At 60.7% G+C, this 15,744-nt stretch carries 12 protein-coding genes; 5 read left to right on the top strand and 7 right to left on the bottom strand.

The window, feature by feature from the left end:
• The 4 genes from PG897_RS20040 to PG897_RS20025 form a co-directional block, all read right to left on the bottom strand.
• Positions 1-1,932 (bottom strand): putative bifunctional diguanylate cyclase/phosphodiesterase, encoded by a 1,932-nt coding sequence (locus PG897_RS20040; protein ID WP_017785684.1) that lies wholly within the window; start codon positions 1,930-1,932, stop codon positions 1-3.
• Positions 1,933-1,955: 23 nt separating this feature from the next.
• Positions 1,956-2,453 carry a molybdopterin-binding oxidoreductase gene (locus tag PG897_RS20035; RefSeq protein WP_021464683.1) on the bottom strand — a complete coding sequence of 166 codons (498 nt, stop codon included), beginning with the start codon at positions 2,451-2,453 and terminating at the stop codon, positions 1,956-1,958.
• A 95-nt stretch (positions 2,454-2,548) separates the two neighbouring features.
• Positions 2,549-4,183, bottom strand: a complete 1,635-nt coding sequence (gene groL, locus PG897_RS20030; RefSeq protein WP_043170383.1) for a chaperonin GroEL — start codon at positions 4,181-4,183, stop codon at positions 2,549-2,551.
• Positions 4,184-4,225: 42 nt separating this feature from the next.
• Positions 4,226-4,519: a co-chaperone GroES gene (locus PG897_RS20025; protein ID WP_005309514.1), complete on the bottom strand. Its 294-nt coding sequence runs from the start codon at positions 4,517-4,519 to the stop codon at positions 4,226-4,228.
• Between the two features lie 181 nt (positions 4,520-4,700).
• Between PG897_RS20025 and PG897_RS20020 the strand changes: the two genes are divergently transcribed.
• Positions 4,701-6,101: an MATE family efflux transporter gene (locus PG897_RS20020; RefSeq protein WP_019839813.1), complete on the top strand. Its 1,401-nt coding sequence runs from the start codon at positions 4,701-4,703 to the stop codon at positions 6,099-6,101.
• Positions 6,102-6,124: 23 nt separating this feature from the next.
• Here PG897_RS20020 and PG897_RS20015 read toward each other — a convergent pair whose 3' ends face one another.
• Complete coding sequence (locus PG897_RS20015) at positions 6,125-6,601, bottom strand: FxsA family protein (RefSeq protein WP_019839814.1); 477 nt, start codon at positions 6,599-6,601, stop codon at positions 6,125-6,127.
• A 450-nt stretch (positions 6,602-7,051) separates the two neighbouring features.
• Here PG897_RS20015 and aspA point away from each other — a divergent pair, with 450 nt between their 5' ends.
• From aspA to PG897_RS20000, 3 genes are all read left to right on the top strand, one after another.
• Complete coding sequence (aspA, locus tag PG897_RS20010) at positions 7,052-8,494, top strand: aspartate ammonia-lyase (protein WP_005309505.1); 1,443 nt, start codon at positions 7,052-7,054, stop codon at positions 8,492-8,494.
• 127 nt (positions 8,495-8,621) lie between these two features.
• On the top strand, positions 8,622-9,941 hold the full coding sequence (locus tag PG897_RS20005) for an anaerobic C4-dicarboxylate transporter (RefSeq protein ID WP_005309503.1): 1,320 nt from the start codon (positions 8,622-8,624) through the stop codon (positions 9,939-9,941).
• A gap of 200 nt (positions 9,942-10,141) precedes the next feature.
• Positions 10,142-11,236, top strand: coding sequence for a porin (locus PG897_RS20000; protein WP_095592096.1), 1,095 nt, complete (start codon positions 10,142-10,144; stop codon positions 11,234-11,236).
• Between the two features lie 61 nt (positions 11,237-11,297).
• On the opposite strand, the gene mdtH is transcribed toward PG897_RS20000, so the two are convergent.
• Positions 11,298-12,491, bottom strand: a complete 1,194-nt coding sequence (gene mdtH, locus PG897_RS19995) for a multidrug efflux MFS transporter MdtH (protein ID WP_005309498.1) — start codon at positions 12,489-12,491, stop codon at positions 11,298-11,300.
• A 209-nt stretch (positions 12,492-12,700) separates the two neighbouring features.
• Here mdtH and PG897_RS19990 point away from each other — a divergent pair, with 209 nt between their 5' ends.
• On the top strand, positions 12,701-13,600 hold the full coding sequence (locus PG897_RS19990; RefSeq protein ID WP_201885141.1) for a LysR family transcriptional regulator: 900 nt from the start codon (positions 12,701-12,703) through the stop codon (positions 13,598-13,600).
• Between the two features lie 52 nt (positions 13,601-13,652).
• Here PG897_RS19990 and PG897_RS19985 read toward each other — a convergent pair whose 3' ends face one another.
• A complete protein-coding gene (locus PG897_RS19985) occupies positions 13,653-15,431 on the bottom strand; it encodes a M4 family metallopeptidase (protein ID WP_270829300.1) in 1,779 nt (592 codons plus the stop codon).
• Between the last annotated feature and the right edge of the window lie 313 nt (positions 15,432-15,744).

The following is a 15,744-nucleotide window of genomic DNA, read 5'->3' as shown; positions in this document are numbered from 1 at the left end:
CTAAATTAAATACGCCTTGTCGGGTTGACGCCGCTCCAGCCACTCCTCTTCCATCTCCAGCAGGGTCTGATAGACCTTCTCCGCCTGCTCCGGACGGCTGAACAGATAACCCTGACCATAGAGATGGATGTCGGTCAAGGTGCGCAGCACGTCGAGCTGGGCCTGGGTTTCAATCCCTTCGCACACCAGACTCTTGCCCAGCATGGAGCCCATCCGGCAGATGTTGGCGACCAGCTCGGACGCTTCGATGGAGGTATCGATCCCCTGAATGAAGGAGCGATCGATCTTCACCTTGCTGACCGGCAGTTTCTGCAGATAACTGAGGGACGAGTAGCCCGTCCCGAAGTCATCCAGCGCCAGCTGTACCCCTTGCTGGTTGAGGTCCTGCATCAGCTGCAGGGAGTTTTTCACCTCGCGCATGGTGGTGTCTTCCGTCACTTCCAGCACCAGGCTGGCAGCCGGGATATGGTGGTCCATCAGCGCCTTGGCCACCAGCTTCAGCAGGTTGCGCTGATACATGCCGGGAGAGATGTTCACGCACATCTGCAGATCCACCAGGCCCAGCTGCTGCCATTGATAGAGCTGCTCACAGGCGGTGTTCAGCACCCAGCTACCCAGCTTTTCGGCCAGCTGAAACTCTTCGGCGACCTGGATCACCTCGTTGGGCGGGATGAAACCAAGCTCAGGGTGACGCCAGCGCAGCAGGGCCTCGACCGCCTCGCAGCGGCCGCTTTCCAGGTTGACGATGGGCTGGTAGTAGAGCTCGAGCGCATTGTGCTCCAGCGCCATGATCATGTCGCTGGCCAGATGCTTGCGGCGCGCTGTCTCATTGAGCAGCGAGCTGTCGTAGATGACGTACGGCACATGGGTCTTGCGGCTGTGGAACAGTGCCTGCTCGGCCCGGCTGAGCAGTTCCTGGGCTTGTTTACTGTCCATCGGGAAGAAGGCGATGCCGATGCCCACCTCCAGCCGGAATGGATAGTTGTCGATGATGATGTCCTGCTTGAGCGCGTGCAGCAGACGGGCTACCAGCTCCCTCACCTGACGCAGATCACTGCTCTCGCGCTGGATCATAGCGAACTGGTCACCGCCAAGCCTGGCCACCCACTCACCGTTTTCACACAGGCCGCGCATCCGTTTCGCTAGCTCCTGCAACAGGAAGTCACCGGTGTTGTAACCGAACTTGCTGTTGATGTCGCGAAAGTCATTGATGTCCACCAGTACCAGACCAAACGGCGTCTCCTTGCTGGCGTAGGATTCCATCTTCTCAAGCAGGGCCAGACGATTGGAGAGCCCGGTCAGGGGATCTATCCGTGCCACTCTGAAATGGCGGCGCGCCTCGCGGATCAGCAGACCGCTCAGCAGCATCACCGACAACACCAGCCCGGATACCATGAACAGCAGGGCATTGCGCAACTGGCCGAAGCGCTTGTCATTGCCCGAATAGACATTGATGTTCTTCTGCATCACGGAGGCGAGGGAATAGGAGAGTGGTTCCTGCAGAGGCGACAGCCGCATCATGATCTGCTGATAATCCGGCGTTCCCGACTTCAGGTTGGTGATGTTGGGCTCCATCTCGCGGATATTGCTTTCGATCAACTGCACAAGCCGCAGAGTCTTCTGCTTGTCCTTCATGCTCTGACGCAGCTGGCCGCTGAGCAGGATGGGGGTGCGGCTCCAGAGGATGTCGTAGCGCAACATCAGGGTATCGTGATCGATACCACCATAATGGTAAATCTCGACGGAGTTGAGGAAGCGCCCCAACTCCAGTTGCAACTGCATCAGGGCCCAGGAGACGTCATAGGTATACTTCTCCATCACCCGGGTCGCATTCTGTATTTGTGCGAGGCAATACAGAGTGCTCCCGGTGAACAGCAGGATGGATAGATAAAGAACGATGAGTAAAGGCCACGCCTTGGTCTTTGCTTTCACTCGTGCTCCCAGAAGCCACTACATCAATGCTGAATATCAATGGCATTCAATTGCCAAATCATCATGTCGGTAAACTCCGAGCGTTTCAGCTCGGGATATTGATCCAGCGGTAGGATAAACCAAAGCGGTCCCTTATTCCGTACCCGCATGGTGACCCCATCATCTTGCCAGGCCAGAATCGGGTCGTATTGCTTGACCTTATCCCAGTTGAGCCTGATCTGAAAACTGTTCAATGCGGTCAAGGTGATCGCCTTGCCATCCGCGCCGACGGCGGCCAGCAGATCGGCCAGCTTGGGGCCCACATATTTGTGCGGCTTGTCGACCCAGGGGTTGGCGGTCACGATCTCGTGCTGCGGCAAGGCTTTGAGCATCGCCAGATCGAAGGAGACCACCCCTTCGGTCGCTTCCGCCGGTTGTACATTGCCGGTCACCTTCAGGATGACGGGACCTTGCGGCGTTTCCAGCGCCATTACCGGCATGGCCAGAGAAAACAGTAATGAAATCAAACCCAGTACACGCATGTTCACCTCGGATAAAGTCACTGACAATAGACTCAGTCTAGTCGCCATAAAAAAAACGGCCCGCAAAAGCGAGCCGTTTGGTAACCCGGGCTGAATTACATCATGCCCATGCCACCCATGCCGCCCATGTCAGGCATGGCAGGGGTATCTTTCTTCGGCAGCTCGGAGACCATGCACTCGGTGGTGATCATCAGACCGGCAACGGAAGAGGCAAACTGCAGGGCAGAACGGGTCACCTTGGTCGGATCCAGGATGCCCATGGCCAGCATGTCGCCGTACTGTTCGGTGTAGGCGTTGTAGCCATAGTTGCCTTCGCCGTTCTTCACCGCGTTGGCGATGACGGAGGCCTCTTCACCGGCGTTGATGACGATTTGACGCAGCGGAGCTTCCATGGCGCGCAGAGCAACCTTGATACCCACGTTCTGGTCTTCGTTGTCACCACGCAGACCGGTCAGTTTGGCGGCAACGCGCACCAGCGCCACACCACCACCGGCAACCACGCCTTCTTCCACCGCAGCGCGAGTCGCGTGCAGGGCATCGTCGACGCGTGCTTTCTTCTCTTTCATCTCGACTTCAGTGGCAGCACCCACCTTGATCACCGCAACGCCGCCAGCCAGTTTGGCTACGCGCTCTTGCAGCTTCTCGCGGTCGTAATCGGAAGAGGTCTCTTCGATCTGCTGACGGATCTGGGCCACACGGCTCTCGATCAGGACTGCATCACCCACGCCATCGATGATGGTGGTGTTCTCTTTGGTGATGACGATACGCTTGGCACGGCCCAGGTCTTCCAGGGTCGCTTTTTCCAGCTCCATGCCCACTTCTTCGGAGATCACGGTACCGCCAGTCAGGATGGCGATATCCTGCAGCATGGCCTTGCGACGGTCACCGAAGCCCGGCGCCTTGACGGCAGCCACTTTCACGATGCCACGCATGGTGTTGACCACCAGAGTCGCCAGCGCTTCACCTTCAACGTCTTCGGCGACGATGATCAGCGGCTTGCCAGCCTTGGCCACGCCCTCCAGCACCGGCAGCATTTCGCGGATGTTGGAGATTTTCTTGTCGACCAGCAGGATGAAGGGGTCGTCCAGCTCGACGGCACCGGTTTCCGGCTTGTTGACGAAGTACGGGGAGAGGTAGCCACGGTCGAACTGCATACCTTCAACCACAGCCAGCTCGTCTTCCAGACCCTGACCGTCTTCTACAGTGATGACGCCGTCACGGCCCACTTTGTCCATGGCTTCGGCAATCAGCTTGCCGACTTTCTCGTCGGAGTTGGCGGAGATGGTGCCTACCTGAGCGATGGCGTTGTTGTCTGCGCAGGGCTGAGACAGCGCTTGCAGCTCGGCAACGGCGGCTACCACGGCCTTGTCGATACCGCGCTTCAGATCCATCGGGTTCATGCCGGCGGCAACGGCCTTCAGGCCTTCGTTGACGATGGCCTGGGCCAGTACGGTCGCGGTGGTGGTACCATCACCGGCGGCGTCGTTGGCCTTGGAAGCGACTTCCTTGACCATCTGGGCGCCCATGTTCTGGAACTTGTCTTCCAGTTCGATTTCGCGAGCGACGGAGACGCCATCCTTGGTGATGGTCGGAGCGCCGAAAGATTTGTCCAGCACCACGTTGCGGCCTTTCGGGCCCAGGGTCACCTTGACGGCATCGGCCAGGATGTTGACGCCTTCCAGCATCTTGATGCGGGCTTCGTTGCCAAACTTGACTTCTTTAGCTGCCATTTTGTTCAGTCCTTCAATCAATTCTTGGGGGAAAGGGGTGGATTACTCTTCGACAATCGCCAGGATGTCGGTTTCAGACAGGATCAGCACGTCCTGACCATCCAGCTTCTCGGTCTTCACACCGTAGCCTTCGTTGAAGATCACCTTGTCACCAACCTTGACGGCGAGGGCTTTGACGTCGCCATTATCCAGAATTCGGCCAGTCCCCACGGCAAGAACTTCACCACGGGTGGACTTCTGGGCCGCCGTACCAGTCAAGACAATGCCGCCAGCGGATTTGGCTTCAGCTTCGATGCGCTTGATGATGACGCGGTCGTGCAGTGGACGAATTTTCATCGATAACTCTCCCAAAATGAGTCTCTGTGTTGCTTTGAGGAATGGCCATTCCTGGCCAAATTAGATATGTCTCCGATGTGGGGTACGTTTGTTAACCCTTCAAGGGCAAATACAAAAAAAATATTTTCACGTACTATGAAGGTCTTCGATGGATCGCCCGAGTCCCGGTCAGGAAACCGGTTTGTGCTGCCAGCAGCCAGAACTCCGCCAGATGTACAGAGACCAGCCCGTGACCCGACCCAATCCCCTGCTGACAGCCCCCATGACGTCCGTACTGCTGCGCATGACGGGCCCCATGATCCTCGGCATCGTCGCCATCCTCGCCTTCAACCTGGTCGATACCTTCTTCATCGGCATGCTGGGCACCCAGGCGTTGGCCGCCATCAGCTTCACCTTTCCGGTCACCTTCGTGGTCACCTCGCTGGCCATGGGGCTGGGGGCCGGCCTCTCCGCCGTGATGGGTCATGCCCTCGGCCAGGGCAAGCATGAAGAGGCCGCCCGCATCACCACCGACAACCTGTTCCTGGCGGTGCTGCTGGTCACCCTCATCGCCGTGGCGGGGGCGCTCACCATACACCCTCTGTTCCGGCTGCTCGGTGCCAGCGATGCGCTGATCGCCCTCATCTACGACTACATGCTGATCTGGTATCTGACCGTCCCCATGCTGGTGCTGCCCATGGTGGGCAATGCCGCCATCCGGGCCACCGGCGATACCAAGACCCCGAGCCTGGTGATGACAGTGGCCGGGCTGGTCAACGGCGTGCTGGATCCCCTGCTCATCTTCGGCATAGGCCCCTTTCCCGAGTGGGGGATCCGCGGCGCCGCCATCGCCACCTCCCTCTCCTGGCTGATGGCCATGCTGGTCAGCCTCTATATATTGCGCCACCGCGAGGGCCTGCTGCGCTGGCGCCTCTCCCCGCGCCCGCAGCTGCTGGCCCACTGGCGCGCCCTGCTGCACGTGGCCGTGCCTGCCTCCTTCACCAACATGCTCAACCCGCTGGCCAATGCGGTGCTGATGACCATCTTCGCCGGACTGGGCACCGAAGTAGTGGCCGCCTACGGCGCCGCCTCGAGAGTCGAGGCCCTGCTGCTCATCGTGATGATGGCGCTCTCCTCGGTGCTGGCTCCCTTCATCTCGCAGAACTGCGGCGCCGGCAACCCGGCCCGCGCCAAGGCGGCGCTGCAGCTCTGCATGCGCTTCGCCCTGCTGTTCCAGCTGGCGGTCTACGCGCTGACCTGGCTGCTGGCCCCCTTCATCGCCGATCTGTTCAGCGATCACCCGCAGGTGGTGCGCCTCATCGTGCTCTATCTGCACCTGGTACCCATCGGTTATGGCTTTCAGGGCATGGTGATGCTGCTGGCATCCGCCTTGAATGGCGTGAGGGCATCCAGCATCTCTTTTCTGTTCAACGGCTTGCGATTGTTTGTCTTCTTGCTGCCAGGAGCCTGGCTGGGGGCAAAACTGGGGGGAGAACAGGGGATTTATCTGGGGATCCTGCTGGCGAACCTGGCGGCGGGCACTCTGGCCTGGTGGTATGCCCGCCACCGCTTCGAGCAGTTGTGCCATCAGGGCAAGCCCTGATGGCCCGGGATTGAGCGCAGCGCTTACTCCTTGCGCTCGAACTCCCCTTCGATGGTGGTACCGGCGCGCGGGGATTGACCCGGCTGGTCACTGCCAGGCACCTCGTCGAACGGCTGCTGACGGCCCTGAAAACCGCCCATCTGCATTCTGAACTGGTTGCTGCCGATCAGCTTGTCAGCCAGCTTGTTGCGCAGCCAGGGTTGCAGCAGCAGGATGCCGAAGAAATCGGTCACGAAGCCCGGGATGATCAGCAACAGACCGGCCAGCGCCAGCATCATGCCCCCCATCACCTCACGTCCCGGCATCTCCCCCTGCTGCATCTTCTGCTGCGCATTGAACAGGGTCTTGATCCCTTCGCTGCGCACCAGAGAGGAGCCCAGCACCGCCGTCAGAATGAGCAGGCCGACGGTCGGCAAGGCGCCGATCACGGAGCCCACCTCGATCATCACGGTGAGCTCGAGCACCACCAGACCGACCAACAATAGAAACAACTTGCCCATAACAACCTCAGTGCGGGTGAATGTGAATGAACCGCCGGCGAGACCAGACAGCCGTCGATGCCGCTGCCAACCCGCCATGATATCGGTTCCTGCTGATTAAAATGGGGGTCAGCGCGCACTTTTCAAGTGCGGAGGGTGACGCAGCGCCGGATCCGCAGAAAAACCGGCTTGCCGGACTGTGATTGAAGTCATTGTTCTGTCAAAGTTAATCGGTCGATTGCAATATCTGTTTAATGACCACAAGTTATTTGAGGTTGTCTCAAATTTAGTGATCCAGGTCTAATATCAGATACCTCAATTGGGGTAATATCGACGTCAGTAATGAAGGAGGCAAAAAAGGCCTCCAACCGCCCCACTCGATGTGTGGTGCTTCAGGATGAACCGTGCGTAAGGAACTCGCGACCACTCGGTGAGGATCGTTTCCATTTATCTGATTTCTGAGGCATTACAATGAGCGACATCAAGAACGTCCGCATTGAAGAAGACCTGCTGGGCACCAAAGAAGTTTCCAACGACATGTACTACGGCGTACACACCCTGCGCGCCGTCGAGAACTTCAAGATCAGCTCTCAGAAGATTTCTGACGTTCCGGAATTCGTCCGCGGCATGGTGCTGACCAAAAAGGCCGCCGCGCTGGCAAACGGCGAGCTGGGCACCATCCGTCCTGAAATTGCAGACAAGATCGTGGAAGCCTGCGACCTGATGCTGAACACCGGCAAATGCTTCGACCAGTTTCCGGTCGACGTTTACCAGGGCGGTGCCGGCACCTCCGTCAACATGAACACCAACGAAGTACTGGCCAACATCGCCCTCGAGCTGATGGGTCTGGAAAAAGGCCGCTACGACGTCATCAACCCCAATGACCATGTCAACAAGTGCCAGTCCACCAACGACGCCTACCCCACCGGTTTCCGCGTCGCCGTGGTGAACAGCACCGACACCACCCTGTTTGCCCTGGAAGCGCTGATCGCCGCCTTCGATGCCAAGGCTGCCGAGTTCAAGAACATCCTGAAGATGGGTCGTACCCAGCTGCAGGACGCGGTGCCCATGACCCTGGGTCAGGAGTTCCACGCCTTCGCCGTCACCCTGCGCGAAGAGATCAAGTCCATCAAGCGTTGCCAGGAGCTGCTGCTGGAAGTGAACCTGGGCGCCACCGCCATCGGTACCGGCCTCAACACCCCGCCCGAGTACTCCGCCCTGGCCATCAAGCGCCTGGCCGAGATCACCGGTCGCGCCTATGTGCCTGCTGAAGATCTGATCGAAGCGACCTCCGACTGCGGTGCCTACGTGATGCTGCACGGCGCCATCAAGCGCATGGCGATGAAGCTCTCCAAGATCTGTAACGACCTGCGTCTGCTCTCCTCCGGCCCGCGCACCGCACTCAAAGAGATCAACCTGCCGGAAATGCAGGCTGGCTCCTCCATCATGCCGGCCAAGGTCAACCCGGTCATTCCGGAAGTGGTCAACCAGTCCTGCTTCAAGGTCTTCGGCAACGACGTCACCATCACCTTCGCCGCCGAAGCCGGTCAGCTGCAGCTGAACGTCATGGAGCCGGTGATCGGTCAGGCGATGTTCGAATCCCTGAGCCTGATGGAAAAGGCCTGCATCTCCCTGCGCGAGAAGTGCGTGGAAGGCATCACCGCCAACCCGGAAATCTGCATGAACCATGTGCTGAACTCCATCGGTATCGTGACCTACCTGAACCCCTTCATCGGCCACCACGAGGGCGACATCGTCGGCAAGATCTGTGCACAGACCGGCAAGAACGTCCGTGAAGTCGTGCTGGAACGCGGCCTGCTGACCGCCGAACAGCTGGACGAAATCCTCTCCATCGAGAACCTGATGAACCCGCAATACAAAGCCAAGCGTTACACCCGCGAAGCTACTGTATAAGCGAGCAAATGGGCCGGGATCATCCCGGCCCATAGAGTCAGTTCCCGATAGGTCTTGCCCAGCCCCATCGGGAATTGGCTTTTCTGCCAAATAAAACCTAAAAAAACTGGAAAATGGAGTGTTCACTATGATTGGAATCGAGTTGCTCGTCGTGCTCGCCGCTATCTATCTGGGGGCCCGGATAGGCAGCATCGGCATCGGCTTTGCCGGTGGTTTGGGGGTACTGGTGCTGACCTGGGGCCTCGGGGTGCAGATCCCGAGCGATCAGCTGGTCACCTACATCCCCTGGGACGTGATCATGATCATCGCGTCCGTCATCTGCGCCATCGCCTGCATGCAGCTGGCCGGCGGGATGGACTACCTGGTGCACCTGGCCGAAAAAGCCCTGCGCAAGAACCCCAAATACATCACCTTCGCCGCCCCTGTGGTCACCTACCTGATGACCATGCTGGCCGGTACCGGTCACACCGCCTTCTCCACCCTGCCGGTGATCGCCGAAGTGGCCAAGGAGCAGGGCATCCGCCCGTCCCGTCCGCTCTCCATCGCGGTCGTCGCCTCCCAGATCGCCATCACCGCCTCGCCCATCTCCGCAGCCGTGGTCGCCTTCTCCGGCATGCTGGAGCCGTTCGGTGTTGACTACCTGACCCTGCTGGCCATCTGCATCCCCTCCACCTTCATCGCCTGCATCCTCGGTGCCTTCGTCGCCAACATGCTGGGCAAGCCGCTGGACCAGGACGAAGTCTACCTGGAGCGCAAGGCCAAGGGGCAGATCAAGCTGCGTGGTACCACCCAGCTCGAGATCAAACCCTACGCCAAGCTGTCGGTCTGGATCTTCATCGCCGCCATCGTGGCCGTGATGGCCTATGCCACCGCCATCTCCGGTAAAGTGGGCCTCATCACCAACCCGCCGATCCCCCGTGACGGCGCCATCATGGGCATCATGCTGGCCGCGGCCACCATCATGACTCTGGTGTGCAAACTGGACGTGACCCAGGTCACCAACATGCCCACCTTCAAGTCCGGTATGTCCGCCTGTATCTGCGTACTGGGTGTGGCCTGGCTCGGCAACGTCTTCGTGAAGGGCAACATGGATACCATCCAGCTCATCGCCGGCGACCTGCTGAACCAGTACTCCTGGCTGCTGGCCGTGGTGCTGTTCTTCGCCGCCATGCTGCTCTACTCACAAGGCGCCACCACCAAGGCCCTGATGCCGGCCGCCTTGGCACTGGGTGTCAGCCCGCTGACCGCCATCGCCTCCTTCGCCGCCGTGAGCGCCCTGTTCGTGCTGCCCACCTACCCGACCCTGCTGGCCGCAGTCGAGATGGACGACACCGGCTCTACCCGCATCGGCAAGGCCGTGTTCAACCACCCCTTCTTCGTACCGGGTGTGGCCACCATCGCCATCGCCGTAGCGCTCGGCTTCTTCTTCGGTGGCATGATGCTCTAAACAGCATTTAATTCCACAAATGTTCAAACGGCCCTCTCTGGGCCGTTTTTTATGCCTGCCTTTCTGGTCAAACCATTAATTAATCCTTGTCCGCTTCAGTTTCTATCAAGGTTCACAGGGCTACTCTGGGCTATCGGAACAGAAACCGATCAACAGGGCCGAGCACAGGTCCGACAGTGTTTACACCAGAGGAACGAACAATGAAAAAAACAGCATTGACCATGGCCATCTCCAGCCTGCTGCTGGCCGGTGGTGCGCAAGCCGCGACCGTTTACAACCAGAACGACACCAAGCTCGACATCGGTGGTCGCGCCCAGGGCATGTACTACGGCACTGATGACAACGGTTCTGAAGGCGACGCCAGCTACCTGCGTCTGCACATCGCCGGCGAAACCAAGATTGCTCCGGAAATGCAGGCCTTCGGCTTTGCCGAGTACAACCTGCCGACCTCCGGTTCCGACAATGACGAGCTGCGTTATGCCTACGCCGGCATCAAGCACGATCGCTTCGGTGCCTTCAGCTACGGTCGTCAGGACGGCCTGTTCACCAAAGCCGTGAACAACTACACCGACGTGCTGCCCGAGTGGGGCGGTGACGGCCTGGGCAAGGACACCGAAGTGTTCGGCACCGGTCGTACCAACGGCCTGGCTCAGTACATCTACACCTATCAGGGCCTGACCCTGGGTGCCCAGTTCACCGGCAACAACGATCCGCAGAACGCCGATCGCTCCAACCTGACTGGCACCAACAACACAACCTGGAATCCGAAGGGTTCCGCCGAAGGCTTCGCCGTGTCCGCCAACTATGACTTCGACATGGGCCTGAGCCTGGGTGCCGCCTACAACCAGGCCGGCAAGACCGACGAGCAGGCTGCCAACGCCTCCTTCGGTGGCGACAGCGACGCCAAACTGTACGGCGTGGGCGCCAAGTACGCCGTCGGCGACCTCTACCTGGCTGCCACCTACTCCCACGGTGAAGACCACATGTACGTCAGCACCTTCAACGGTTACGCCGAGAAGATGGATGGCTACGAAGCCGTGGCCCAGTATGCCTTCGGCAAGTTCAAGCCGTCCGTGGCCTACCTGCGCACCGACGTGAAAGACGATGCACGCGGCATCGATGATACCGCCACCGAATACGTCTCCATCGGTGCCTGGTACAACTTCACCGACAACTTCAACGCCTACGTTGACTACAAGATCAACCTGCTGGACAACGTCAACGGCACCCACACCAACTCGCTGGGCAAGAACACCGACGACGTGGTCGCCGTGGCCCTGCAGTACAACTTCTAAGTCTTCCTGTAGCCTACTGTATTTTTTACCGGCCGCTTGCGGCCGGTTTTTTTATGCCCGTTCAGACATTGACCCGCGCCAGACTCGACTCGCGATGAAAGCAGTTGGCCAGCAGCAGCAAGGTGGTCACGCCCACTGTGCCCAGCACCAGCCAGGGCAACCAGGGCTGCCCCTGAGCCATGGCGTAGTCATGCAGGGCGCCGCCCCCCACGTAACCCGTCATGCCTCCCAGCGCCAGCCCTAGCCGGCTGAAGCCCATGTAGCTGCCGCGCGCCCCCGGCTGCGCCAGCTTGGTCATCAGGGTCTCCCGCGCCGGCTCGGCGATGACGATCCCCAGATAGAAGCAGGCCAGCAGCATGAACACGGCTGGCAGGGTGTTGGCAAAGGCCACCAGCCCGATGCCGGTGGTCATCAGCAGTACCCCGGCCATCAGTCGGCTCTCCAGCTTGAAGCGCCGCTCGCCATAGCGCGCCAGCGGATAGAGCAGCGCCAGCGAGATGGCGGTTTCCAGGGTATACATCCAGCCCACCGCCGTGGTACTGCCCGCCATCTGCTTGACCAAGATGGGGAAGATCAGCATCACCTGCACCCAGAGCGCGTAGTAGCCGCTCAGGATCAGTACTAGCCGGCAGAATGCCTTGTCGGCCAGCACCTGGCCGAGACCGGCGCGGATCGGGGTCGGCCGCACCGAGAGCTTGTAGGGGGGCAGGATCAGCAGGTTGCACAGGGCGGCGCAGACAAACAGGCCGGCCCCCAGCAGACAGACGTATTCGAAATCGAAGTTGAGCAGCCAGCTGCCTAGCAAGGCCCCCACCACGGCGCCGGCGCTTTCCAGCATCATCAACAAGGAGATGTAGCGACCCCGCTCCCGCGGCCGGGTGAACTTGATCACCAGCGCCGCCCGGGGCGGGTCGAACAGGCAGCCGCCGAGCCCCGAGATAATGCAGGAGAGGATCAGCTCCAGCCCGCTCTGGGCATAGGCCAGGCTGGCAAAACCCGCCGCCCGCAGCAGCATGCCGCCCACGATGAGCGGGCGCGCCCCGAACTTGTCCGCCAGCGAGCCCCCCAGAATGCCCAACCCCTGCTGGGTCAGCTGGCGCAACCCCAGCGCCAGGCCGACCACCCCGGCCGCCCAGCCGAGCTGATCCACGAAGCGCAGGCTGATCATGGGCATCACCACGAAGAACCCCAGGATCACCAAGAGGGAATCCAACGCCAAAAACCACCGCCCCAACCGCCTCGCCCGATCCACCATGACTACCCGTCCCCTGCTGCTCTGATGACATTCATATCGATTACTGCTCGTCGCCCGAATGACGCCGTCACCAAACGGACTCAAGGTGCTGCAAGCCCCTGAGCCGGTGTGGCAATATGCCAAAGCACAACGATTGATACTGCTATTCTGGAAGGACGCCAGATATAGTGGTAGCCGACAACTGGCTATATTTCATATTGGATTATCTTATGGCTATGACCCTCGACGATCTGCAGTTGCTGCTGGATGTGGTCAATCGCGGCAGCTTCAGCAAGGCGGCGGCCGTGCGCGGCTGGTCGCAACCCATGGTGAGCCAGCGGATCGCCGTGCTGGAGCAGGATCTGGGCCAGCCCCTGTTTCGCCGCCACCGGCGCGGCGCCACCCCCACCCCTGCCTGCGAGCAGTTTCTGCCCTCGGCGAGCGCGGCCCTCAGCGCGCTGGAAGGGGGCCGGCTGGCCATGCAGGGGGCACCGGCCCTGCCGCGCATCCGGCTCGCCTGCCTGCCCTCCCTGACGACAGTGGTGTTCGGCCCCCTGTTGCTGGCACTGGTCGACGAGACCTTCGAGATCCGCTGCAACACGGATCACTCCGGCATCATCATGCAGGAGCTGTTGACCGGCGAGACCGACGTCGGCTTCATCCTAAAGTGCCCCGCCATCGCCGGCATCCAGCTCGAGCTGCTCTATCGCTCCCCCATCATAGCGGTGGCCTGCGCCACCCATCCGCTGGCCGGGCGACAGGGGTTGACCCTGCAGGACATCGCCAACGAGCGGCTGGCGCCCCAGCAGTGGGGCACTGGCTGCGACGAGCTGATCCTGCAGTTGCGTCTGCTGCGCCAGGTGGCGAGCCCGCTGCACGCCATCCAGCCCGCCAGCGCGGCGCGGGAGCTGGCGCTGGAACACGGCTTCATCACCCTGATGCCGGCCCTCGCCATCGCCCGGGATCTGGAATTTGGCCGACTGGTGCAGCTGGACGTGGTGGATCTGCCACCGGATCACTGGGACGTGATGATGGCCTGGCGCAGCGGCAAGCGCCCCAACCCCGCCAAGGAGCGGGTGCTGGAGGCAGCCCGTACCCTGGCCGCCCGCTGGGCGGGCAAACCCGCATAAAAAAAGCGCCGGACAAGTCCGGCGCTTCACTGTTGTCAACGGCCACTGGTGATCAGTAGCTGGCCTTGAGGGTCACCCCGGAGAAGGCGCTGAAGGCGCTCAGCTGCACGTTCCAGGTCCCCGCCTTGGGCGAGTTCAGGGTGCAGGTCTCGGCGTTGCCGCTCTTGTACGGACGGCAGTCATAGCTGCTGCTGGTCGGCACGCTGCCGAACTTCACATAGAGGTCCGCATCGCCGGTACCGCCGCTGCTGGCGATCACCAGTTGGCTCTTGCCGGCCGGCACGTCGATGGTGAAGTTCAGCTTGCCACCCTTGGCAGCGGAGAGACCGGTCACCGGTACCCCGTTTTGCAGCACGCTGCCAGTGGGTGGAGTGGTACCGCCACAGGTGGCATTGACCCCGACCGTGGTAAAGGCGGCCGCCACGTCAGTCACGCTGTAACCGAGATCGGTCGCCGCCTTGGTCACGCCACAAGCGCCCTGATCGAAGGTGGTGTTGGCGCCCCAGTAGAGACGGTTGGCCAGCACGAACACTTCGAAGGCCTTGCGGGTATTCCAGCCGCTGGTATTGGCCAGCAGGTAGAAGGCGCGGTTGTAGACACCCGAGCTGTGGTGCACGTCGATGCCGTCATAGTAGTCGCTGGCATGGCCGATGGAGCTGCCGTCCCGGGTCGGATCCTCGAAGTAGCGCAGGGAGCCGTTGCCCTTGAAGATCTGGGCACCCACCAGCCAGTCGTTGCTGCCCTTCATGTAGTTCTCGGCCGCTTCCCCCGCCATGTCGGAGAAGGCCTCGTTGATGCCGCCCGACTGACCGGAGTAGACCAGCCCGGAGTTCTGCTCGGTAAAGCCATGGCTCACCTCGTGGGCTGCCACGTCCAGGCTCACCAGCGGATAGAAGGTGGTGGCGCCATCACCGAAGGTCATCTGGCTGCCGTCCCAGAAGGCGTTCTCGTAGTTGCGGCTGTAGTGCACCCGCATCTTCAGCTTGAAGGTCAGCGGCGCCGTGTTGTACCAGTTGCGGTACATGTCGAACACCACGTTGCCGAAGTAGTGGGCATCGTTGAGCGGCGAGTAGGCACCGTTGATCTCCTTGACCGTGTTCTCCGGGCAGGTGAACTGGTGGATGGTGCCGCCCGTGGTGGCGTGATTCATGTTGAGGGTGTCAACGTTGGCACTGGTCATGCGGCAGTTGTCATCCACCTGCAGCGGGCCGAAATCGGAGCCGTAGAAATATTTGCCGGTCTTGATGTTGCCGCCCGGGCCGGTGGCATCCTTGTGGTTGATCCCCTCCCAGCGCTTGAGCTCGTTACCGGTCTGGGCATCGATCATCACGAAGGGACGGCTCGGCTCTTCGCTCGCCGCCAGCCAGGAGACCAGATAGACCAGATAGACCAGCTTGGCCTGACCCGCGTCATCCTGCATCACGAACAGCTTGACCCGCTCGTTGCTGCCCTTGGCCCCGGCCCGCGCCTTGCTGGCGGCATCGGCCGGCGACAGGGCCGCGGTCGGGCTGGCCAGATCGGCATCGATCTGGCGCAGGATCTGGCCGGAGACCTGGCTGATCTGGCCACCGAGGGACTGCTCGGCCACCAGCACCTGACCCCAGACCGGGATACCGTGCCAGGTCTGCTCATAGCGCACCCGCTGCTGGCCGTTTGGCAGCTTGACTGCCCGCACCTGGCGGAACTCGCCATCCCCGGCCAGCGCGCTGACGCCGGCGGCACCGCTCGGTGCTCCCTGAATGCCGGCAACCTGATGTACGTCAACCTGTTCTGCAGCCAAGGCTGCGCTTCCCCAGCAGGCCAATACAACGGCCAAATAGACTTTGTTCATCCGTCTTTTCCTTAAGTCGATGAAGATTACACGCCGGGTCCGTTGCCCAGCGCTCCTACACTAGTTGGCGCGATCGGAATTGCTGCCTGTCATATGTGACAGCCCAGCATGAATCCATAGCAGAATCTGCTGTTGCCTGTTTTTGGTAGCGTAAAGAGCCGAAAAAATGGCGAATAACACCAGGAAAGGCCGAACAATGACAAGGCGCCCCAATGACGGTCGGAGCCGCCCCTCCATATGGGGATAGCGCAGCCTTGATAACGGCTGAAAGTCCTTGGCTAACAATGGGTTGATTGGCTACATTGGCGGTTCT

This window comes from Aeromonas sp. QDB20, from assembly GCF_027707805.1.
Lineage (GTDB): Bacteria > Pseudomonadota > Gammaproteobacteria > Enterobacterales > Aeromonadaceae > Aeromonas > Aeromonas dhakensis.
Note: the sequence above shows the minus strand (reverse complement) of the source record. Positions and strands in the feature narration are given on the sequence as shown.